The organism is Actinokineospora bangkokensis (genome assembly GCF_001940455.1).
GTDB lineage: Bacteria > Actinomycetota > Actinomycetes > Mycobacteriales > Pseudonocardiaceae > Actinokineospora > Actinokineospora bangkokensis.
The window spans coordinates 718132-739338 of record NZ_MKQR01000028.1; the positions used below are offsets into that span (position 1 = coordinate 718132).

Here is a 21207-nt window from a genome sequence, read left to right on the forward strand (position 1 = left end):
GCCCGACCGCCCACCCGGCCCGGCCGCAGGGCCCGGCCCGACCTGACCCGGCCGCAGGGCCCGGCCCGGCCCTGCCCGCTCCCGACCACAGCCGCGCCGACCGCGCCGCCGCCCGGTGCAAGCGAGCCGCGCGGGTTAGAAGCCCAGGCCGGGGCGGCGCCCCGCGCGCACGGCGAGAGCGGCCGGAGCGAGGATGGGGCCATGGCCAGCTTCGGGCCGCGGCTGGCTGGGGTGGGCCCCAGGCTGGCTGGGGTGGGCCCCAGGCTGGCTGGGGTGGGACAGGTAGCCGGTTGGGGCGAGTGCGGCAGGCGCGGGTGGTTGGTTGGCCGCTTGGGCGGCCTGGTCGGGCCGAGCCGGTCGGGCGGCTGGGTCGGGTCGTGAGTGGGCGGGTAGGGGATGGGATTGGCGTGCGGGTGGTTGGGCGCGGGGTGGGTGGGTGGTGGGGCCGGGGTGGGGGAAAGGCCTGATCAGGGGCACCTAGACTCGCCCGAATGGATGAGGTTGGCGGGCTGGGTGGGGTGTGGGGGTTGCGGCACCACGGGGATGTCGACGCGGAGCCGGGGTTGGTGGACTTCGCGGTGAACGTGCGGCCCGGGGGGCCGCCGGGGTGGTTGCGGGAGCGGTTGGTGGGGGCGTTGGGGCGGGTCGGGGCGTACCCGTCCGCGGGGGATGACCTGGGGGCTCGGGAGGTCGTGGCTGGGCGGTTCGGGCGGGGGGTGGATGAGGTGGTGGTGTTGAACGGGTCGGCGGAGGGGTTCGCGCTGTTGCCGAACCTGCGGCCGCGCAAGGCGGCGTTGGTGCACCCGTCGTTCACCGAGCCCGAGGTGGCGTTGCGGCAGGCGGGGGTGCCGGTGGAGCACGTGCTGCTGGATGCGGCGGACGGGTACGCGCTGCACCCCGGGCGGGTGCCGGAGGACGCGGACCTGGTGGTCGTCGGGAACCCGACGAACCCGACGTCGACGTTGCACCCGCGGGAGGTGGTGTTGGCGCTCGTGCGGCCGGGGCGGACGGTGGTGGTGGACGAGGCGTTCATGGACGCCGTGCCGGGGGAGCCCGAGTCCGTCGCCGCGGTGAGCGGGGTGGGGGTCCCCGGGCTGATGGTGTTCCGGAGCCTCACCAAGACCTGGGCGATCCCCGGCCTGCGCGCCGGGTACGCGCTGTCCGACCCGGGCACCCTCGCCCGCCTCACCTGGAACCGTCCACAGTGGCCTGTCGGCACGCTCGTCCTCGAAGCCGTCCGGGCCTGCGAGGAACCCCGGGCCGTCGCGGAGGCGCGAGCGGGGGCCGTCCGGCTCGACGAACACCGGGTCGAGTTGCAGAAGGCGCTGGCGGAGATCCCCGGTGTGCGCGTCGAAGGCGACCCCCGGGCACCGTTCCTGCTGCTCCGGGTGGACGACGGCGCCGGGCTGCGCGCGCACCTGCGGGGTGTGGGGATCGCCGTGCGGCGGGGCGATACGTTTCCCGGGCTCGGGCCCGATCACCTCCGGGTCGCGGTGCGGCCGCCTGGGGAGTTCGGGGTGTTGGTGGAGGCGGTTCGGGACTACCAGGAGGGGTTGTCGTGAGCACTGTCGGTGACGCTGTGGCGGCTTTGGAGCGGGCCTACCCGCCGGAGTTGGCCGAGAGCTGGGACGCGGTGGGGCTCGTCTGCGGTGACCCCGCGGAGGTCGTCGACACGGTGCTGGTGTGCGTGGACCCGGTGGAGTCCACTGTGGAGGAAGCGGTGGAGCTCGGGGCGCAGTTGGTCGTCGCCCACCACCCGCTGCTGCTCAAGGGGGTGCACGGGGTCGGGGCGGACACGCAGAAGGGCAGGCTGGTGCACCGGATGATCCGCAGCGGGGTCGCCCTGTTCTGCGCGCACACCAACGCCGACTCCGCCGACCCCGGGGTGTCCGACGCGTTGGCTGCGGCGTTGGGGCTCACCGTCACCGGGCCGCTGGACCCGAAGGCGGACGGGCGGACGGGGATCGGGCGGGTGGGGGAGCTGGCGGAGGGCGAGCCGTTCTCGGCGTTCGTCGAGCGGGTGGCGGCGGCGCTGCCCGCGACGGCGTGGGGGGTGCGGGCGGCGGGGGACCCGGGGCGGTCGGTGCGGCGGGTGGCGGTGTCCGGGGGTGCCGGGGACTCCTACCTCGGGGCCGCGACCGCGGCCGGGGTGGACGTGTTCGTCACCGCCGACCTGCGCCACCACCCGGCGGCGGAGCACCTGGCCCGGCCGGGGGCGCCCGCGCTGGTGGACGTGGCGCACTGGGCGAGCGAGTGGCCCTGGTGCGAGCAGGCGGCCTCCGTCCTGCGCTCGGCCCTCGGCGGTACGGTCGGGGTCGTCGTCTCCACGCGCCGCACCGATCCCTGGACCGCCCAGGTCGCCGGGGCGGTGTCCCGAACCGGGAGGTCCACCGGGTGAAAGCCGAACCCGCCGCCCAGCGCCGCCTGCTCGACCTCGCCGAGGTCGACACCGAGCTCGCGCGCGTGCTGCACCGCCGCACGACCATGCCCGAGCTGGCCGAGATCGCCGCCGCCGAGCAGGCGGTGCGGGCCAAGGCCGACGCCAGGGTCGCGGTGCAGACCCAGCTCGACGACCTCGACCGCGAGGTGGCCAGGCAGGAGAAGGAGATCGACGCGGTGCGCGCCCGCACCGATCGCGACCGGGCGATGATGCAGAGCGGCAAGCTCGGCGCCAAGGCGCTGACCGACGTGGAGCACGAGCTGGGCACCCTCCAGCGCCGCCAGTCGGTGCTGGAGGACGACCTGCTGGAGCTGATGGAGCGCCGCGAGGCCGTCGAGATGGACGCGCAGCACGCCTCGGTGGAGCTGGCCAAGGCCGAGGAGGCGCTGGCCGGGGCCACCGCCCGCCGCGACGAGAACCTCAAGGACCTCGACACCCAGCAGGCCCGCCGCGACGCGGAGCGGGCCACGATCGTCCCCGGCCTGCCCGAGGGCCTGCTGGCCCTCTACGAGCGCAAGCGGGCGAGCCGGGGCACCGGGGCGGCGCTGCTGCGCGCCCGGCACTGCGGGGCGTGCAGGCTGGAGATCGACCGGCGGGAGCTGAGCCGGATCAAGGAGACCGCCGCCGACGAGGTGGTCGAGCACGAGGAGTGCGGGGCGATCCTGGTGCGCACCGCCGAGTCCGGCCTCTGATGCGGGTCGCGGTCGAGGCCGACGGCGGGTCCCGGGGCAACCCGGGGCCCGCGGGCTACGGGGCCGTCGTCTTCGGCCCCACCGGCGCGGTCCTGGCCGAGCGCGCCGAGCCGATCGGGGTGGCCACCAACAACGTCGCTGAGTACCGGGGCCTGATCGCGGGGCTGCGGGCGGCCGCGGAGCTGGGGGCCGACGAGGTCGACGTGCGGATGGACTCCAAGCTGGTCGTGGAGCAGATGGCCGGGCGCTGGCAGGTCAAGCACCCGGCGATGAAGCCGCTGGCCGCCGAGGCCAGGCAGCTGGCTGCCGGGTTCGCCGAGGTGACCTACAGCTGGGTGCCGCGGGCGAGCAACGCCCACGCCGACCGGTTGGCCAACTCCGCGATGGACGGCTCGCCGGTGGACTTCACCGCGGGCGCGGAGGTGGGCGAGCCCGCCCCCGCCGCCACGCGCACCTCGCCGTCGGGCTGGACCGGGGCGGTGGGGACGCCGACGAAGCTGCTGCTGGTGCGCCACGGCCAGACGCCCATGTCGGTGGAGCGGCGCTACTCCGGCCGCGGCGACGTGCCGCTCACCCCGCTGGGCGAGGCGCAGGCCGCCGCCGCGGGCCGCCGGGTCGCCGGGCTCGACGGCGTGGACGCCTCGACCCCGGTGCTGACCTCGCCGCTGGGCCGCACCCGGCAGACCGCGCAGGCCATCGCCGCCGCCACCGGCGGCACCGTGCGGGTGCTCGACGACCTGGTGGAGACGGACTTCGGCACCTGGGAGGGGCTGACGTTCCGGGAGGCGGCGGCGCGCGACCCGGAGCTGCACGGGCGCTGGCTGTCGGACACGTCGGTGCCGCCGCCGGGCGGGGAGAGCTTCGACGCCGTGCACCGCCGGGTCGCCAGGGCGCGCGACGAGGTGCTGCGCGAGCACGGGGGGCGCACGGTGGTGCTGGTCAGCCACGTCACCCCGATCAAGACGCTGCTGCGCCTGGCCCTGGACGTGGGGCCCTCGATCCTGTTCCGCCTGCACCTGGACCTGGCGTCGCTGTCGATCGCGGAGTTCTACCCGGACGGCAACGCCTCGGTGCGCCTGGTCAACGACATCGCGCACCTCTGAGCCCGCTCACAGGGCCAGCCACAGCGCGGTGGTGGCCCCGGCGAGCGCCAGCGGGGTGGTGGCCAGGCCCAGGGCGGTGAACTGGCCGAGCCGGGGCCGCACGCCCGCCCCGAGCAGCACCCGCCGCCAGAGCAGGGTGGCCAGCGAGCCCACGTAGGTCAGGTTCGGCCCGATGTTGACCCCGAGGAGCACCGCCAGCAGCGGCCCGGGGTGTCCCTGCACGACCGGCAGCAGGATCAGCGTGGCGGGCAGGTTGTTCACCAGGTTCGCGGCCACCGCGGCGATCCCGGCCACGGCGAGCAGCGCGGGCAGCGACGCCCCGGTCGGCAGCACCGCGTCCAGCAGGTCGCGGGCACCGTTGTCCGCGACGGCCTCGACCACCACCGCCAGCGCGGCGACGAACAGGCACAGCAGCGGCGCCGCGGCCGAGACGACCTGCCCGGGGGTGACCCGCCGCCGGGCCAGGGCGCGCCCGGCGAGCACCACCGCGGCGGCGACGGCCACGGCCACCGCGGGCACGTGCACCAGCGGCCCCGCGCAGAACCCCAGGAGCATCACCCCGAGCGCCACCAGGGCGAACACCGGCGCGTCGCCGGGCGGTTCTGCCGAGGGGGTGCCCGGCCGCAGGTCCGTGCGGAAGAACCACCAGAACACCGCGAACTCGACGGCGATCGCCACCAGCCACGGTCCGGCCATGAGCCCGGCGAAGGAGAGGAACCCCAGGCCGCTGGCGTTGAAGGCGAGCAGGTTGGTCAGGTTCGACACCGGCAGCAGCGTCGAGGCCGAGTTGGACAGGTGCGCGCAGGCGTAGGCGGGCGGGGTGGCCGAGACCCGCAGGTGGCGGGCGGTCACCAGCACGACGGGGGTCAGCAGCACGACGGTCGCGTCCAGGCTCAGCACCGCCGTGGTCCCGGCCGCGGCGGCGAACGTCAGCCCCAGCAGCCCGCGCGCCGACCCCCGGCAGGCCGCCCCGACCCGCGCCCCGAGCCATCGGAAGACGCCCTCGGTGTCGGCCACGTGCGCGACCACCAGCACGGCGGCGAGGAACAGCAGCGTGTCGCCCAGTTCCACCACCCGCGCGAGGGCCGCCGCGGGCCCGACCAGGCCCAGTGCGAGGACCACCACGGCCCCCGGCACCGCGGCGACGGCCTCCGGCCACCCCCGGGGCCGCGCCACGGCGAACCCCAGGACCAGCAACAACACCACCACGGCCGCGACCGTCCCGCCCACCCCGTGCACAGGGGGAACGGTAGCCCGCCGGCCGCGCTCGAACCGCGCGAGGCGGGCCCCGGGGAGGGGCGGGCGGGGGAGATCAGGCAGGGAGGGTCAGGCGGTGAGGGCGGAGGCCTTGCGCAGGGCGTCCTGGAAGGGCACCAGGGCGTCCTCCAGGGCCTTGCGGGCGGGGGCGAGCACCGCGCCGGTGCCGGTGCCGGGCTCCTCGATCATGCGGTCCGGGACGAAGTGGCCGGGCAGGACCTTGGTGGCGCCCATGGCGAAGAGCAGGGGGCGCAGGACGAAGTCCAGCGCGACGAGGTGGCCCTGGGAGCCGCCGGTGGCCAGGGGCAGCACCGCCTTGCCGACGAGCGCGCCGGTGGGCAGCAGGTCGAGCAGGGACTTGACCAGGCCGCTGTAGGCGGCGCGGTAGACCGGGCTCACCACCACCAGGCCGTCGGCGGACTCCACGGCGGACAGGGCGGCGCTGATGGCGGGCTCGGCGCGGTCCTCGGCCAGCAGGGCCACGGTGGGCAGGTCGCGGACGGCCAGGAGGTCGGCGGAGTGGCCCGCCGCGGTCAGGGCGGTGGCGACCAGCGTGGCCACGACGCCGGGGCGGGCGGTGCTCGACGGGCTGCCCGAGATGATCAGCACGGTGCTCACGGTCTGGCTCCTCACTCAGCTGCGGGACGGTCGGCGGCGGGCGCCGCGACAGATCCCGTCGGCGAGGCGGCCGTAGTCGAGGTGCCTGCGCCGGGTGAGGTGGTCACCGGACATGGTCGGCAGTAGAGCAGCAGCGCGCGGCGGCCCTCAACGCCGTCCACAGCATGGGACGTCGGGCCCATCCAGCGGACGGCGTATCCTCTGCTGCGCGGGCGAGTCGGCCGGGCGGCCGCGGCGGGGGGTTCCCCCGACGAGGAAAGTCCGGACTCCGCAGGGCAGGGTGGTTGTTAACGGCAACCCGGGGTGACCCGCGGGACAGTGCCACAGAGAGCAGACCGCCTGGTGGCGACACCAGGTAAGGGTGAAACGGTGGTGTAAGAGACCACCAGCGCCCCGGGTGACCGGGGCGGCTAGGTAAACCCCACCCGGAGCAAGGCCAAGAGGGGGTCCTCGCGGACCCCTGCGCAGGCGTTCGAGGGCTGCCCGCCCGAGCCTGCGGGTAGGCCGCTGGAGCCTGCCGGCGACGGCAGGCCTAGATGGATGGCCGCCACCGGGGCCCCGCGCCCCGGGACAGGATCCGGCTTACACGCCGGCTCGCCCGCACCCCCGGGGTTAGTCCGGTCGGCAGTACACCGATCGGAGTAACTTCGCTCGTGTAGTAGTGGAAGAAGTGCTGTGATTCGCCACACCCAGGGTGAGCGGACCTCGGGCAAGCGGGTGAAACCGCCCCGCCACCCGATTTTTCCCGCTCTGCGGGGTCGTCACCGGCCCTCCCCGGATGATGATGGGTGTGGTCAGATAGCAGCCGCACGGCACCGGAGGGGTGGTCGCAGCACACGGAACGCGTTCTCGCAGCTACCCCCCGTAATGACAATCATGTGCTTGTCGTGCTGTACTTCCCTGGTGCAGCACGAGGCACAGCCGACAGACCTGCCGCGCAGGAGCACCGCCCCCCGACCGACCGGCTTCCGCGCACTTGGGAGATCGACATGAGCACCCCCGCCCTCCAGGCCATCGTGGAGCTGGCCCAGAACGAGCAGACCGCCATCGACACCGGCGGTGTCCGGGACTGGATCCTCAACAACATCATCCCGCTGCTGCTGCTGGCCGTCGCGCTGACGCTGCTGTACCTCGGCGGCGGCAAGGGGGACAACTCCGGCGTCATGCGCCGCCTCGGCGGGGTGGTGATCGCGCTGGGCATCATCGGCCTGGCGGTGACGACCGACGCGGGCAAGAACATCGGCACCTGGATCGCCGGCCTGTTCACCGGCTGAGAAGAAAGCGCCGGTGAACCGTGCGGATCCGCACCGACGACGAGGTCTACCGGGTCGACGCCGTGTGGCTCGGCCCGCCGAAGGCGACCTTCCCCTGGCGCGCCCGGTACGTGGCGTGGGGCGTGGGCTCCGTCGTCTACCTCCTCCTGCTGACCGTCCTGCGCAACCTCGGCGTCGGCCTGTTCTGGTCGTTCGCCTGGGGCATGGTGGGCACCATCGCCCTCACGATGCTGATCACCTCCCGGATCAGCCACGAGCGGCCGCTGACCGCCGTGCTGACCATGTGGGTGCGCGAGCTGAACACGCCCCGGGAGGACACCACCGCCCAGGGCGGGGCGGTCAGCGCGGCGGCGGTGCGCGTGCGCGCCGAGTACCCGCGCAAGCGCGACAAGCAGAAGCGCCGGGCCGAGCGGGCCCGTGAGCGCAGCCGCGCCAAGCGGCAGCAGGCCCCCGGCACCCCCGCCGGGCAGCACGAGCAGAAGCAGACCAGGCAGCGCCGCCCGAGGAAGAAGGAGGTCAGCGGTGTTCGGACGCCGTAAGGGCGAGCGGGACGCGCTCTCCCCGTACCCGGCGGGCCACCCGCAGGACCTGTCCGGGCGCTACGAGCACGCCCAACCCCGCAAGCGCGGCAAGCGCCTGCCGGGGGAGCAGGGCATCCCCAGCTACACCCCGGAGATCGCCGCCCGCTCCATCGACGGGCACCTGCTGCGCACCGGCTCCGACGTCTTCGCCTGGTACCGGCTGGCCCCGCAGCGCTGGTCGTTCCGCTCGGACTCCCAGCGCCAGGACCTCATCTCGGCCATCGCGGGCCAGTACGCCGAGCTGTCCGGCCGGTGGATGCACCTGCGGGTGACCACCCGGCCGTACCCGATCCGCATGTGGGCCGAGGCGCACGTGCACAACGCGATCAACCGGCTGCCCGACGTCCCCGGCGCGCTGAGCTTCGACGACTACCTCGTCGGCGAGCAGCAGCAGCTGCTCGGGCACTCGATGGCCGAGAAGGAGGTCTACCTCGGCGTCCAGGTGCAGACCCGCAACGTGGTCGACCGGGCCGTCGAGCGGGCCGCCCCGCTGCTGCGCAAGGTGTTCCCGGACGCCGTCGACGCCGAGCTGATGGCCATCGAGTCCGAGGTCGAGCACCTCGACCAGGTGATCGGCTCCGCCGGGCTGGAGGGCCGCCCGGTCACCGCCGACGAGATGTCCTGGCTGATGCACCGCTCCTGCTCGCTGGGCCTGCCCGCGCCGCGCAACATGCCCGCGGTGCCCGGCGCGGCGTGGGAGCCCGAGGACCTGGCCAGCTTCACCGACGCCGCCGACTTCCACCAGGACCCCTACGCGCCCACGGTCACCGTGCGCGGCCGCACCGGGTCCAACGCCGGGGTCACCCGGCACGTGGCGGTGCTGACCGTCGGGCAGATGCACGGCCTGACCATCCCCGAGGTCGACGACCCGTGGGTGCAGCACAGCGACCGGCTGCCCGCCGCGGTGGAGTGGTCGGCGCGGATCTACGTGCGCCGCCCCGAGGAGGTCCAGGGCGAGCTCCAGCGGCAGATGAACAAGGTCCGCTCGCAGGTCAAGCACTACACCGACGAGCACGAGCTGGAGCCGCCGCAGTCGCTGGCCCGGCAGGCCAGCCGGGTGCTGGAGATCGACGACGAGATGACCTCGGGCTTCACCGCCCTGGCCACCCGGGTGCGCTCGTGGTGGCGGCTGGCCGTCTCGGGCCCCACCGAGCGCGACGCGCTGCGGCTGGCCCAGCAGTTGCTCGACCTGTACAAGCCCAAGGTCGCCATCGAGCACCCCGAGGCCCAGTACGCCCTGGCGCGGGAGTTCATCCCCGGCGAGCCGCTGTCCTCCAGCGCCTACCTGCGCCGCGGCTCGGTGATCTGGGCCGCCTCCTCGGTGCCCACCGCCACCGCCGAGGTCGGCGACCGGCGCGGCATCCTGCTCGGCGAGACGGTCACCGCGACCCGCCGCCCGGTGGCCTGGGACCCGTGGATGGCCCAGGAGATCCGCGACGCCTCCGGCCTGACCGCCATGGTCGCCGGGCTCGGCGGCGGCAAGTCCTTCCTCGGCGGCGGCATCGTCTACAAGACGCTGCGCGCCGGGGCGCACTGGACGGTGCTCGACCCGTCCGGCCCCCTGGCCAAGCTGTGCGACCTGCCCGAGCTGCGCCCCTACGCCCGGCCGATCAACCTGCTCAACGCCCAGGCGGGCATCCTCAACCCGTACCGGGTGGTGGCCGAGCCCAAGATCGACCACTTCCTCGACGACGACGACCCCGAGCGGGCCTGGCGCCGGGAGAAGGCGCTGGCCGCCGCGACCCGCCGCCGCCTGGTGCTCGACGTGCTCACCGGCCTGCTGCCCTACGAGGTGGCCAGGCTGCCGCAGTCGCGGATCGTGCTGCTGCGCGCGGTGCGCACGGTGGGCGGGCGCGCCGACGCCGACCCGTCGCTGGTGTTCGACGCGCTGCGCCGCGACGCCTCCGAGCACCACGAGCACGCCACCGTCGTGGCCGACTTCCTCGACGAGATGAAGGAGCGGATGTCGCTGCTCATCCCCGAGCGCGGCGCCGACCCCTACGACGAGCAGCGCGACGACCGGATGACCGTGCTGACCATGGCCGGGCTGACCCTGCCCAAGGACGGCGTGGCCCGCGAGCACTGGACCGACGCCGAGGCGCTGGGCGTGGAGATGCTGAACCTGGCCGCCTGGCTGACCCAGCGCTCCATCTACGACAAGCCCAAGGACATGCGCAAGGGCGTCTGGATCGACGAGGCGTTCTTCCTCTCCGAGGTGCCGACCGGGCGCGTGCTGATGAACCGGTTCGCCCGCGACTCCCGCAAGTGGAACGTGCGCGTGCTGCTGTCCTCGCAGATCCCCGCCGACTTCCTGCGCATCCAGGGGTTCGTGGCGCTGCTGGACTCGGTGTTCATCGGCCGCCTCGACGACGACCAGGCCCAGGCCGACGCGCTGCGCCTGCTCAAGGTGCCCGTCGGCGCCGGGTACGAGTCGGTGGTGGCCAGCCTGGGCCGCCGCCCCGGGGTGCGCCGCGGCGAGGTCGAGCGCGACACCGCGCCCCGCCAGTTCATCTTCGGCGACGGCGCAGGCGGCGTGGAGCGCATCCGCGTCGACCTGTCCGGCGCGCACCTGGACCACCTGCGCGCCGCCATGGACACCACCCCCGACGCCGGGCGCGACCTGGCCAGGGGCCTGCCGGACGCGGACCTGCCGCACGCCCCGGAGATCCCCGAGCCGGAGCCGGACGAGGTGCCCAGCGCCCCGATGCCCTCCGACGAGGAGTTCGAGCGGGCCGCGGAGTTCGAGCTCGGCCTGACCGAGGACGACTACCTGGACGCGGGCGCCCTGGAGGGCACCCTGGTCGTGGACGAGGACCCCGGGCCGGACGGGCCGGGCACGAAGGAGAAGAAGCGCGGCCGCGAGGACGCGGCGTGAGCGCGCGGGCGGGGGACGGCCCTGTCCCCACCCCGGCCCCGTTGGCTAGGTTGATCAAGCTCGGCGCATCGCTGGAACACAGGCCCGGTCACCGGACGAGGTGGGTGGACGTCAGATGATCACCGTCATGGCCCTGCTCGGCATCACGGCGCTGTGGAAGCTGCGCCGCGTGGTGGTGCGCGGCGTGCGGCACTCGCCCAACCCGGGGCGCAAGGCGGCCATCGGGCTGGTCTCGGCCCTGGTCGCCATGCAGGCGCTGCTGGGCACCCCGGCGATGGCGCAGGACAACACCAGTTGCGTGCCCAACCCCGAGCGGCCCGGCGCGGGCATGGTCGGGGCGCTGGACCCGCCGCAGGGCAACGGTGAGGCGGGCAGCGCCTACATCGACTACGGCTACGCGGGCATGGTCTGGCACGTCTACGACGACTCCTGCGGCGGCCTGGTCCCGCAGGGGGTGTCCGACCCCGGCGCCACCATCGACACCTGGGTCGGCAACGAGCTGTTCAACGTCGCCAAGAACATCGTCGGCGCCACCAACTCGCTGCACTACACGCTGCTCACCGGCGGTGTCCTCGGCGGGCTCAACGAGCAGATCGGCAAGGCCGCCGACGCGGTGTTCAACAACGTCTACGCCCAGCTGTTCAGCGTCGCCGCGCTGGTGCTGGCCGTGCTGATGTTCCGCCAGATCTACTCCGGCGACCTGGCCTCGGTGAGCAAGAAGGCGCTGTTCGCGCTGGCGGGCATGTGGCTGGCGGCCTCCGGGGCGGTCCTGGTCAGCCAGTACGACCGCATCGACGACCTCATCGTGCGCACCACCACCGGCATCCAGGCCGGGTTCGTCGACCCGCAGGAGGACCGGGTGGTGCGCCACGTGCTGCCCACCGAGCTGCACGACAAGATCGTCTACGAGAACTGGGAGCGCGGCGAGTTCGGCTCGCCGGACTCCCCGCAGGCCGAGCAGTTCGGCCGCAGGCTGCTCGACGCGCAGGCCTGGAAGCGCGAGGACCTGATCAACGGCCGGGACGCCGACAACGCCGCCGAGCAGGCCAAGAAGAACGACTACAAGGCCATCGCCACCTCGCTGGGCCCGGCCACCGGTTACTTCAAGGGCACCGACGGCTCGCGCACCGGCGCGGGCATCCTGGCGCTGTTCCAGTCGATCGTCTACTCGCTGTTCCAGCTGTTCGCCAAGCTCGCGGTGCTGCTGGCGCAGCTGCTGCTGCGCATCCTCGCGCTCACCGCGCCGGTCATCGGCCTGGTGGCGCTGATCCACCACGACATCCTGCGCAAGGTGGGCCGGGCGGTCGGCGCCGTGGTGCTCAACGTGCTGGTGCTGGCGATGCTCGCCGGCGTGCACTTCAAGTTCCTGGAGCTGATCTTCAACCCGGACGCCGGGCTGTCGCTGCTGACCCAGATGCTGCTGGCCGCGGCCGTCACCATCGTGTTCTTCCTGGTCGGGCGGCCCACCCGGCGGATGTGGCAGATGCTGGAGCTGTCGGTCAACGCCGCCGGGGCGTCCATGCCCACCGCGGGCGGCGGGATCTTCTCCCGGTTCCGGCGCGGCAAGTTCGACGGCCCCACCCCGCAGGACGAGTTCTGGGAGACCGTGCGCGACGGCGAGGCCGCCGACCGCGACGCGCTGGTCACCACCTCCGGCCGCAGGCCGCGCCCGGAGGCCAGCAACCCGATCACCGCCACCGCCGAGCGCACCGACGCCCGCCCGCGCAGGCAGTCGGCCATCGGCGGGTCCCGCCCGCTCATCGAACCCGCCCAGTCCGGCTCCGGGGCGCTGGTGGTCTCCCCCGGCCGGGGCACCCCGGGCACCCAGATCGTCGTCGGCGAGGGCGGCAGCCGGGTCGTCGACATCAGCCCGGTGGCCGACCGGGGCTGGGACCGCGGCGAGGACGCGGTGGTGGTGCCCTCGATGGTGTCCCGCCGCTCCGAGGGCCTCAGCGCCCCGGCCGAGCCCGCCCCGGCGCCCGCGACCCCGCGCTCGGCCGAGGTGGAGATGGTCCAGGGCCGCCCGGTGCACGTGGTGTACCGGCCCTCGCGCGGCCTGGAGGTCGCCCCGCCCACGCCCCCGCGCCGGGTGCCGCTGCACGACGGCCCGCGCGAGACCGACTCGGCGGTGAGGTGAGCCGATGCCGATCCGCACCAACCGCGGCCGCGCCGCGGTCTACCGCAAGCTGTGGGGCTGGCCGCTGCGCTCGCCCCGCCACCTCGCGGCGACCGCGTTCGTCCTGGTGCTGCTGATCGGTGCGATCGGGTTCGCCGCGCCCAAGCTGCTCGGCCGCAAGGGGGTGCAGCAGGCGCAGGACCCGGTGGCGGCGGCGGCCTCGGCCGTGCCGTCCAGCGGCCCGCGCGCCACCACCGCGCCCCCGGCCAGTTCCGCGCTGCCCACGCTGACCCGCATCACCGAGGCGCCCACCCCCAGTTCGGCGCCGCCGTCGAGCGCGGGCGTGGACGTGGCGGTGCAGTGGGCCAAGGAGTACGTCAACCACCCCAGCGGCACCACGCTGGAGGAGTGGACCAAGCGGCTGGAGCCGTACACCACGCCCGAGTACCTCGGCCAGCTGCGCAGCTCGGTGGACCTGGCCAACGTCTTCCCCACGCAGGTCCTCGGGCAGCCGGAGGTGCGCGAGTCGCACCCCAAGTCGGTCGTGGTGGACGTGACCACCGACGACGGCAAGCTGCGGATCACCGCCGTGGAGACGCCGGTGGCGAAGGGGCCGCAGACGCAGGCGCCGACGGGCACGCCGCAGTGGCGCGTCGACGAGCACGAACCGGTGGAGTAGGGGAGGCGGGAGTGAAGGGCGCGGTCATCGTCGGCGGGGCCACGGTCGTGGTCGCCGCCGTCGTCGTGGGCCTCGGCGTGGTCAACACCGTGGTGACCACCTCCGAGCAGGCGGCGCAGGTGCGGCTGGCCTCGTGCAACGCCAGCCTGGGCCCGTCCTCGACCGCCCCGGCGGCCTCCGGCGCCGAGGCGGCGCAGCGGCTCAACCCCGAGCAGCAGGGCACCGTGGCCGCGATCATCACCATCGGCAAGCAGCGGGGGCTGCCGCCGCTGGCCTGGCAGGTCGCCATCCAGGCCGGGATGACCGAGTCCGGGCTGCGCAGCCTGGGCTACGGCGACCGGGACTCGCTGGGCATCTTCCAGATGCGCCCGTCGATGGGCTGGGGCAGCCCCGAGCAGGTCACCAACCCCGAATACGCGATCAACAAGTTCTACGACGTGCTCACCAAGCTGCCCGATTGGGAGCAGCAGCGCCCCGGCGACTCCGCCCAGGACGTCGAGCGCTCGGCGTTCCCGGAGCGCTACCACCGGTGGGAGGCCATGGCCGCCCACCTCATCGGCACCACCGGCGCCGTCGCCAACCCCACCGGCTGCGGGCAGGGCGTCGGGGCCCTGCTGCCCGCCCCCACCCAGGCCGCGGGGGCGGCGATCCAGTGGGCGCTGGGCCAGCAGGGCAAGCCCTACCAGTGGGGGGCGGCCACCACCCAGCAGGACTCGTTCGACTGCTCCAGCCTCATGGTCCAGTCCTACCGGTCGTCGGGCATCCAGCTGCCGCGCACGTCCCGGGAGCAGTACCGCGCGGGGGCGATGCTGCCCATCGAGCAGGCCCAGCCCGGCGACCTGCTGTTCTGGGCGACCGATGAGTCCGACCCGCGCACCATCCACCACGTCGCCATGTACCTGGGCGACGGCAAGATCGTCGAGGCCCAGCAGGACGGCGTGCCGGTGCACATCCGGGACGTGAAGTTCAGCGAGGGTGAGCTGATGGCCCAGGCCGTCCGCCCCGGCGTGTAGCAGACGTCAGAGGGAGTCACGATGTACAACTCCGGTCAACCGCTGCGCGAGTACCTGGAGTCCTCGCGCAAACCGGGGGTCAGCCAGCAGTACGCGGTGCTCCCGCGGTCGCTGGCCGAGGCCATGCCGCTGCCCTGGCAGCAGCAGATGGCCCAGCTCCTGCACGAGTTCCACCAGGTCTACGCCCACCTGGGCTGGCCGGAGTACCGGGTCGTGCCCTCGCGCCGCGAGCGCCTGGTCGACCTCGACGAGGACCAGCTGGCCGAGGTCGGCTGCTTCGTCGAGATCGACGTCGACGGCGACCTGGTCTACCGCGAGCGCAACGGCAAGCGCATCGAGAACCCCGAGCAGCACACGGTGCTCGTCTCGTGCCTGGACCCCATCCCCAGCCAGCACCAGAACGCCAACCAGGACACCCCGCCCCGGGGCATCCCCATGCAGCAAGCCCCCGGTTGGAGTTGAGTCATGGGCATGTTCACGAAGAAGAAGGACCCCAACCCCGACGAGGGCTGGTACTACAACACCAAGACCAACCAGGTCGAGCACGGCGACGTCGGCAAGGCCATCGACCGCCTCGGCCCCTACCCCGACCGCGCCTCCGCCGAGCGCGCGCTGGAGACCGCCCACGAGCGCACCCAGGCCGCTGACCAGGCCGACAAGAACTGGGGCTCGGGGGCGTAACCGGTGCTCGTCGTCCACGCCCCCACCGAGGCGGACGCCGCGGCGCTGGCGGGTTTCCTGCGCAAGCGCCGCGGTGTGCGGGTCGAGGTCGAGGGTCTCGCTGTCCGGGTGACCGCCCGGCGCGAGGACCGGGCCGCCGCGGCGCTCGACGCCGCGCTGCCCGACTTCCCGTGGGCCCAGTACGAGGACGGCCAGGCGCCCGCCCGCGGTGTCCCCGACCCGACCTGGCCGGAGGAGGACCGCACGCCCACCGGGTCCGACCCGGACACCGGCTACGGCGGGTACGCGGTGCCCGCCTACGGCGGCTACGCCGAACTCGGCAACCAGGGCGGGTACGCCGTGGCGGGCCCCCGGTCCGGGTACGGGCCGCCGCCCGCGCTGCGCCGCGACCACCCGGGCGAGGTCGAGGTGTCGGTCTACCTCGACTCCGCCGAGGGCCACGAGCGGGTGGAGGCCGCCGTCGAGGGCTTCCTGGCCCACTACGGCGCCCGGGTGAGCAGCCGGGAGGACCCGGTGCTGGGGTCGTGGTTCCGCCGCATGGGTGCCCGGCTGCGGGTGGCGGCGGGCTCGGAGCTGGGGCTGGAGGCCCGGTTGGCGCTGGAGCAGAAGCTCCAGCAGCAGAACGCGGCCAACGCCGCCGCGCTCATGCAGAACCTCGGGCCGCTGCTCACCGCCATCCAGGCCCAGCGCGAGGCGGTCATCCGGCTCGGGCCGGTGCTGGTGGTCAAGGTGGAGGACCAGGTGGTCGTCCACCAGCTCACCACCCAGCAGCAGCTCGCGCTCGACCACCGGCCCGGTCTGCTCAAGGCGCCCCGGGACGTGCTCGCGGCCATCACCGACCCGGCGCCCGTCCCCGAGCTGGAGCGCCCCGCCCCGCCCGTGATCGGTGGTTGACGACCGCCCGCGCGGACGCCGGAGCGGATAGGGTCGCGGGCGTGGGCCAGGACTTCTCCGCCATCCGCCGCGACTTCGACCTGCCCGAGCACTTCCCGCCGGGGGTGCGGGCGGAGGCGGAGCGGGCCGTGGTGCGCCACGAGCGGCGCGACGCCACCGACATCCCGCTGGTGACCATCGACCCGCCGGGGGCCAGGGACCTCGACCAGGCCATGGCCATCGAGCGCACCGGGTCCGGGTACCGGGTGCACTACGCGATCGCCGACCTCGGGTCCGTCGTGGCGCCCGAGGGGGAGCTGGACCGGGAGGCCCGGCGGCGCGGGCAGACGCTGTACCTGCCGGACGGGAAGGTCCCGCTGCACCCGCCGGTGCTGTCCGAGGCGGGGGCGAGCCTGCTGCCCGACCAGGACACCCCGGCGGCGCTGTGGACGATCGAGCTGGACGAGCGGGGCGAGCCGGTCAGCGCCCACGTGGAGCGCGCCCTGGTGCGCTCGCGCGCGCAGCTGGACTACGACACCGCCCGGCACCCGTCGATGGAGCTGCTGCCCGAGGTGGGCAAGCTGCGCCGCGCGGCCGCGGTGGCCCGCGGCGCGGTGGAGCTGCACCTGCCCGAGCAGCAGGTGGAGGGCGACGGGTCCACCGGGTACCGGCTGGTGCTGCGGCCGCGGACCGAGCTGGAGGCGTGGAACGCCGAGATCTCCCTGCTCACCGGCATGTGCGCGGCCCGGATCATGCTCGACGCGCGGGTCGGGATCCTGCGCACGCTGCCCGAACCCGACGACGGCGCCGTGCGGGGCCTGCGGCGCTCGGCCGCCGCGCTGGGGCTGCCCTGGCCCGCGGGCACGCCCGCCGGGGAGTTCCTGGCCGGGCTCGACCCCGCCCGCCCCGCCGCGATGGCGCTGTTCATGGACGCCACCCGGCTGCTGCGCGGCGCCGGGTACACCGCGTTCGACGGCGCCGAGCCCGAGCAGCGCCTGCACGCCGGGGTCGCCGCCCCGTACGCGCACGTCACGGCCCCGCTGCGCAGGCTCGTCGACCGGTTCGGCACCGAGGTCTGCCTGGCGCTGTGCGCGGGCGAGCCCGTCCCCGACTGGGTGCGCCGGGCGCTGCCCGAGCTGCCGGGCCTGATGGAGACCTCCGACGCGCTGGCGGGCAAGGTCGACCGGGCCTGCCTGGACCAGGTGGAGGCGTGGGTGCTCGCCGACCGGGTGGGCGAGGTGTTCGACGCGGTGGTGCTGCGGGCGGAGGCCACCGGGGGCGAGGTGTTCCTCGCGGACCCGCCGGTGCTCGCCAAGTGCTCGGGGGAGGGGCTGCCGGAGGGGGAGACCACCCGGGTGCGGCTCACCGCCGCCGACCCCGACCGCAGGCGCGTGGGCTTCGAGCGGGCGACTAGCGTCGGTGCCGACACCGAGTGGAAGGACACCCCGTGACCGAGGTCAGCAAGCTCAAGGTCGGCGTGCTCGGCGGCACCGGACCGCAGGGGAAGGGCCTGGCGCTGCGCTGGGCCGCGGCGGGCCTGTCGGTGGTGCTGGGCTCGCGGGCGGCCGAGCGGGCCGAGTCCGCGGCCGCCGAGCTGCGCGAGCAGGCGGGCGTCGAGCACATCACGGGCGCCGACAACGCCGGGTGCGCCGCCGAGGCCGACGTGGTGCTGGTCGCCGTGCCCTGGGACGGGCACCGCGAGCTGCTGGAGTCGCTGCGCGAGCCGCTGGCGGGCAAGATCGTCATCGACTGCGTGAACCCGCTCGGGTTCGACAAGCAGGGCCCCTTCGCGCTGCCGGTCGAGGAGGGCAGCGCCGCGCAGCAGGCCGAGCGGGTGCTGCCGGACTCCCGGGTCACCGCCGCCTTCCACCACGTCTCCGCGGTGTCCCTGGCCGACCTGTCGATCACCGACCTGGCCATGGACGTGCTCGTGCTCGGCGACGACCGCGAGGCCACCGACGTGGTGCGGGCGCTGGCCGACACCGTCCCCGGCTTCCGCGGCGTCTACGGCGGCAGGCTGCGCAACGCCCACCAGGTCGAGGCGCTGACGGCCAACCTCATCGCCATCAACCGCCGCTACAAGGCCCACGCGGGCCTGCGCATCACCGACATCTGACCGCGCGCGTGCGCGACGACCTGGGCGCCGACGTCCCGCTGACCACCGCGCCGCGGCGGGTGGTCAGCCTCGTCCCCTCGCTCACCGAGGTGGTGGCCCCGACCGGGACCCTGGTCGGGGCCACCGACTACTGCACCCACCCGCCCGAGCTGGCCGTGCCCAGGGTCGGCGGGTCCAAGTACCCGGACGTGGCCGCCGTCCGCGCCCTGGCCCCCGACCTGGTGATCGCCAACTCCGAGGAGAACCGGCCCGAGGAGGTCGGCGCGCTGCGCGCGGCGGGGGTGCCGGTGTGGGTGACGCGGGCGCCGGAGACCGTGCCGATGGCGCTGGCGTCGGCCCGGCGGCTGTTCACCGAGGTGTTCCGGGCACCGGTCCCGGGGTGGCTGCCGCGGGCCGAGCAGCTGTGGGGCCGGGAGCTGCCCGAGCGCGCGGTGGCGGTCGTCCCGGTGTGGCGCAAGCCGTGGGTCGTCCTCGGCCGGGACACCTTCGCGGGCGACGTCCTGCTGCGGCTGGGGGTCCGCAACGCCTACGCCGACCACGCCGAGCGCTACCCGCGCCCGCCGCTGGAGGAGCTGCGGGCGAGCGCGGCGGACCTGGTCGTGCTGCCGGACGAGCCGTACGAGTTCACCGCGGACGACGGCCCCGGGTTCTTCCCCGGCAAGAAGCCGGTGCTGGTCAACGGCCGCTACCTGACCTGGTACGGGCCGTCGCTGCTGGCGGCGTGGACAGCGCTCGACGAGGCCATCGGGCGCGCGCTCTGAGGACAGGCCCTAGGGGCGGAACTCGTCGGTGGCCTCGCGGATCGTCTCCAGGACGCCGGTGTCGGAGGTGGCGTGCCCGGCGGCGGGCAGGATCGCCAGCCGCGAGTCGGGCCACGCCTGCCGCAGCTCCCAGGCGGTGATCGGCGGGCACACCACGTCGTAGCGGCCCTGGATCAGCCTGCCCGGGATGCCGGTGAGCTTCCCGGCGTCCTTGAGCAGCTGGTCCTCGGCCAACCAGCCGTCGTGGGCGAAGTAGTGCAGGGCCAGCTTGGCGAACGCGACGGCGAACCGGGGCTCGGCGTACTGGGCGATCAGCCCGGGGGCGGGCAGCAGCGACACCGTCGCCCCCTCCCAGGTGCTCCACGCCGTCGCCGCGGCCAGCCGGGTCGTCTCGTCCTGGCCGAACACCATGTCCCGGTAGGCGGTCAGCAGGTCGGCCCCGGCGGGCACCAGCGAGCGGAACTTGGCCCACGCCTCGGGGAACAGCGCCCCCGCCCCGCCGCCGTAGAGCCAGTCCAGCTCCCGGGGCCGCAGCAGGAAGACCCCGCGCAGGATGATCTCCGAGACCCGCTCCGGGTGCCGCTGGGCGTAGGCCAGCGCCAGCGTGCAGCCCCAAGACCCGCCGAACAGCTGCCACCGGTCGACGGACAGGTGCTCGCGCAGCCGCTCCATGTCGTCGACCAGGTGCCACAGGGTGTTGGCCGACAGGTCGTCGTCGTCGGCCACGTGCGGGGTGCTGTGCCCGGACCCGCGCTGGTCGAACAGCACGATGCGGTACACCTCGGGGTCGAAGTGCCTGCGCTGCCCGGGGTTGGTGCCCGCGCCGGGGCCGCCGTGCAGCACCACCACCGGCTTGCCGGTGGGGTTGCCGCTGACCTCCCAGTACACCCGGTGGCCGTCACCGACGTCGAGCATGCCGCGGGCGTGGGGGTCGATCGGCGGGTACAGGGCGGGGGCCATGCCCTCATGCTGCCCCATGCGGGCGCCCGCGCCCCCGGTCGGTGCGCCGGGGACGCGGGAAACCGCCGCCGCGGCCGAGCTGGACAGGCCACGGCCGTGAGAGGGGTTCCGGGCTAGTGGAACACGTGCTCCGGGCCGGGGAACTGGCCGCCGCGGACGTCGTCGGCGAACTCGCGCGCCGCGCCCAGCACCACCGACGCCAGGTCGGCGTACCGCTTGACGAACCGGGGGCCCTTGCCCCGGCGCAGGCCCATCATGTCCTGCCACACCAGCACCTGGCCGTCACAGTCGGGCCCGGCGCCGATGCCGACGGTGGGCACCCGCAGCTCGTGGGTCACCCGCTTGGCGACCTCGGCGGGCACCATCTCCATGACGACGGCGAACGCGCCCGCCGCCTGCAGGGCCAGCGCGTCGGCCACCACGTCGTCGCCCGCCTCGCCGCGGCCCTGCACCCGGTAGCCGCCCAGGTTGTGCTCGCTCTGCGGGGTGAAGCCGATGTGGCCCATCACCGGGATGCCCGCCGCGGTGAGCGCCTTGACGTGCGGGGCGAAGTGCGCGCCGCCCTCCAGCTTCACCGCGTGCGCGCGACCCTCCTTCATGAAGCGCACCGCGGTCGCGACGGCCTGCTCGGGGGAGACCTGGTAGGAGCCGAACGGCAGGTCGGCCACCACCAGGGCGCGCTTGGCGGCGCTGGTCACCGCCCGCACCAGCGGCAGCAGCTCGTCGACGGTCACCGGCAGGGAGGTCTCGTAGCCGTAGACGTTGTTGGCGGCGGAGTCACCGACGAGCAGGACGGGGATGCCCGCCTCGTCGAACAGCTCGGCGGTGTACATGTCGTAGGCGGTGAGCATCGGCCACGGCTCGCCGCGGTCCTTCAGCTGCTGGAGGTGGGGGATGCGGACCCGCTTGGCTGGCGTCGCGGCGGGGGCCGACCCCGTGCCGTAGGGCGCGCTGACTTCGGCGTTCTCGGACATCGTCGTTCGACCGTCCTTCCCTCGAGGCCCGCTTCGGTGCGGGTCCCCGGGTTCGCGCGGATGGCTTGCCCGCCCAGGGTGACAGCGGGGGCCTGCCCCGGCGAGGACAAGCGACGGACCTCACAGGCCCGCCCGCGGCCGCGCGCGCCCGGCCCCGGTCGAGCGGCCGTGACATCATCGCTGGCGGATGCCGG

The 21207-nt window shown here is 74.6% G+C and carries 20 protein-coding genes and 1 other RNA gene; 17 read left to right on the forward strand and 4 right to left on the reverse strand.

What is annotated here, in order from left to right; genetic code table 11:
* Positions 1-491 precede the first annotated feature (491 nt).
* Genes cobC through BJP25_RS30330 form a run of 4 tightly spaced genes read left to right on the forward strand, consistent with a single transcriptional unit; the run spans position 492 to position 4235 of the window.
* Positions 492-1562, forward strand: a complete 1071-nt coding sequence (cobC, locus tag BJP25_RS30315) for an Rv2231c family pyridoxal phosphate-dependent protein CobC (protein ID WP_075978388.1) — start codon at positions 492-494, stop codon at positions 1560-1562.
* Positions 1559-2398, forward strand: coding sequence for a Nif3-like dinuclear metal center hexameric protein (locus tag BJP25_RS30320; RefSeq protein ID WP_075978389.1), 840 nt, complete (start codon positions 1559-1561; stop codon positions 2396-2398). The genes cobC and BJP25_RS30320 overlap by 4 nt, the downstream gene beginning before the upstream one ends.
* Entirely contained in the window at positions 2395-3132 is a 738-nt protein-coding gene (locus tag BJP25_RS30325; protein WP_075978390.1) for a zinc ribbon domain-containing protein, read from the forward strand. The genes BJP25_RS30320 and BJP25_RS30325 overlap by 4 nt, the downstream gene beginning before the upstream one ends.
* The gene (locus tag BJP25_RS30330) at positions 3132-4235 is read left to right on the forward strand and encodes a bifunctional RNase H/acid phosphatase (protein WP_075978391.1); all 1104 of its coding nucleotides are present in this window, start codon (positions 3132-3134) and stop codon (positions 4233-4235) included. The genes BJP25_RS30325 and BJP25_RS30330 overlap by 1 nt, the downstream gene beginning before the upstream one ends.
* A 6-nt stretch (positions 4236-4241) precedes the next feature.
* On the opposite strand, the gene BJP25_RS30335 is transcribed toward BJP25_RS30330, so the two are convergent.
* Together BJP25_RS30335 and BJP25_RS30340 are read right to left on the reverse strand one after the other, a co-directional pair.
* Positions 4242-5465 carry an SLC13 family permease gene (locus tag BJP25_RS30335; RefSeq protein ID WP_408607237.1) on the reverse strand — a complete coding sequence of 408 codons (1224 nt, stop codon included), beginning with the start codon at positions 5463-5465 and terminating at the stop codon, positions 4242-4244.
* Between the two features lie 96 nt (positions 5466-5561).
* Complete coding sequence (locus BJP25_RS30340) at positions 5562-6110, reverse strand: NAD(P)H-dependent oxidoreductase (RefSeq protein ID WP_075978393.1); 549 nt, start codon at positions 6108-6110, stop codon at positions 5562-5564.
* Positions 6111-6323: 213 nt separating this feature from the next.
* On the opposite strand from BJP25_RS30340, the gene rnpB reads away from it, so the two are divergent.
* The 13 genes from rnpB to BJP25_RS30405 all read left to right on the forward strand — a co-directional run bounded on the left by rnpB (position 6324) and on the right by BJP25_RS30405 (position 19079).
* An RNA gene (gene rnpB, locus BJP25_RS30345) (RNase P RNA component class A) lies at positions 6324-6711 on the forward strand.
* A 388-nt stretch (positions 6712-7099) separates the two neighbouring features.
* Complete coding sequence (locus BJP25_RS30350) at positions 7100-7384, forward strand: hypothetical protein (RefSeq protein ID WP_075978394.1); 285 nt, start codon at positions 7100-7102, stop codon at positions 7382-7384.
* A 20-nt stretch (positions 7385-7404) separates the two neighbouring features.
* The gene (locus tag BJP25_RS30355) at positions 7405-7923 is read left to right on the forward strand and encodes a hypothetical protein (protein ID WP_075978395.1); all 519 of its coding nucleotides are present in this window, start codon (positions 7405-7407) and stop codon (positions 7921-7923) included.
* On the forward strand, positions 7907-10840 hold the full coding sequence (locus BJP25_RS30360; RefSeq protein WP_075978396.1) for an ATP-binding protein: 2934 nt from the start codon (positions 7907-7909) through the stop codon (positions 10838-10840). The genes BJP25_RS30355 and BJP25_RS30360 overlap by 17 nt, the downstream gene beginning before the upstream one ends.
* Before the next feature lie 115 nt (positions 10841-10955).
* Positions 10956-12977 (forward strand): hypothetical protein, encoded by a 2022-nt coding sequence (locus BJP25_RS30365; protein ID WP_075978397.1) that lies wholly within the window; start codon positions 10956-10958, stop codon positions 12975-12977.
* Between the two features lie 4 nt (positions 12978-12981).
* A complete protein-coding gene (locus BJP25_RS30370) occupies positions 12982-13635 on the forward strand; it encodes a hypothetical protein (RefSeq protein ID WP_075978398.1) in 654 nt (217 codons plus the stop codon).
* Between the two features lie 11 nt (positions 13636-13646).
* Positions 13647-14648, forward strand: coding sequence for a C40 family peptidase (locus BJP25_RS30375; protein ID WP_075978399.1), 1002 nt, complete (start codon positions 13647-13649; stop codon positions 14646-14648).
* A 21-nt stretch (positions 14649-14669) separates the two neighbouring features.
* Positions 14670-15110, forward strand: coding sequence for a hypothetical protein (locus BJP25_RS30380; RefSeq protein WP_075978400.1), 441 nt, complete (start codon positions 14670-14672; stop codon positions 15108-15110).
* Between the two features lie 9 nt (positions 15111-15119).
* Positions 15120-15329, forward strand: coding sequence for a hypothetical protein (locus tag BJP25_RS30385; protein ID WP_075978561.1), 210 nt, complete (start codon positions 15120-15122; stop codon positions 15327-15329).
* 3 nt (positions 15330-15332) lie between these two features.
* Positions 15333-16223 carry a hypothetical protein gene (locus BJP25_RS30390; RefSeq protein WP_075978401.1) on the forward strand — a complete coding sequence of 297 codons (891 nt, stop codon included), beginning with the start codon at positions 15333-15335 and terminating at the stop codon, positions 16221-16223.
* Between the two features lie 41 nt (positions 16224-16264).
* Complete coding sequence (locus BJP25_RS30395; RefSeq protein ID WP_075978402.1) at positions 16265-17653, forward strand: RNB domain-containing ribonuclease; 1389 nt, start codon at positions 16265-16267, stop codon at positions 17651-17653.
* Positions 17650-18318: an NADPH-dependent F420 reductase gene (gene npdG, locus BJP25_RS30400; protein ID WP_075978403.1), complete on the forward strand. Its 669-nt coding sequence runs from the start codon at positions 17650-17652 to the stop codon at positions 18316-18318. The genes BJP25_RS30395 and npdG overlap by 4 nt, the downstream gene beginning before the upstream one ends.
* Before the next feature lie 8 nt (positions 18319-18326).
* Positions 18327-19079, forward strand: a complete 753-nt coding sequence (locus BJP25_RS30405) for a helical backbone metal receptor (RefSeq protein WP_075978404.1) — start codon at positions 18327-18329, stop codon at positions 19077-19079.
* 9 nt (positions 19080-19088) lie between these two features.
* Here the strand turns inward: BJP25_RS30405 and pip are convergent, their stop codons facing one another.
* Positions 19089-20039 carry a prolyl aminopeptidase gene (gene pip / locus BJP25_RS30410; protein WP_075978405.1) on the reverse strand — a complete coding sequence of 317 codons (951 nt, stop codon included), beginning with the start codon at positions 20037-20039 and terminating at the stop codon, positions 19089-19091.
* Positions 20040-20152: 113 nt separating this feature from the next.
* Positions 20153-21013 (reverse strand): 3-methyl-2-oxobutanoate hydroxymethyltransferase, encoded by an 861-nt coding sequence (gene panB, locus BJP25_RS30415; protein ID WP_075978406.1) that lies wholly within the window; start codon positions 21011-21013, stop codon positions 20153-20155.
* Positions 21014-21207 lie beyond the last annotated feature (194 nt).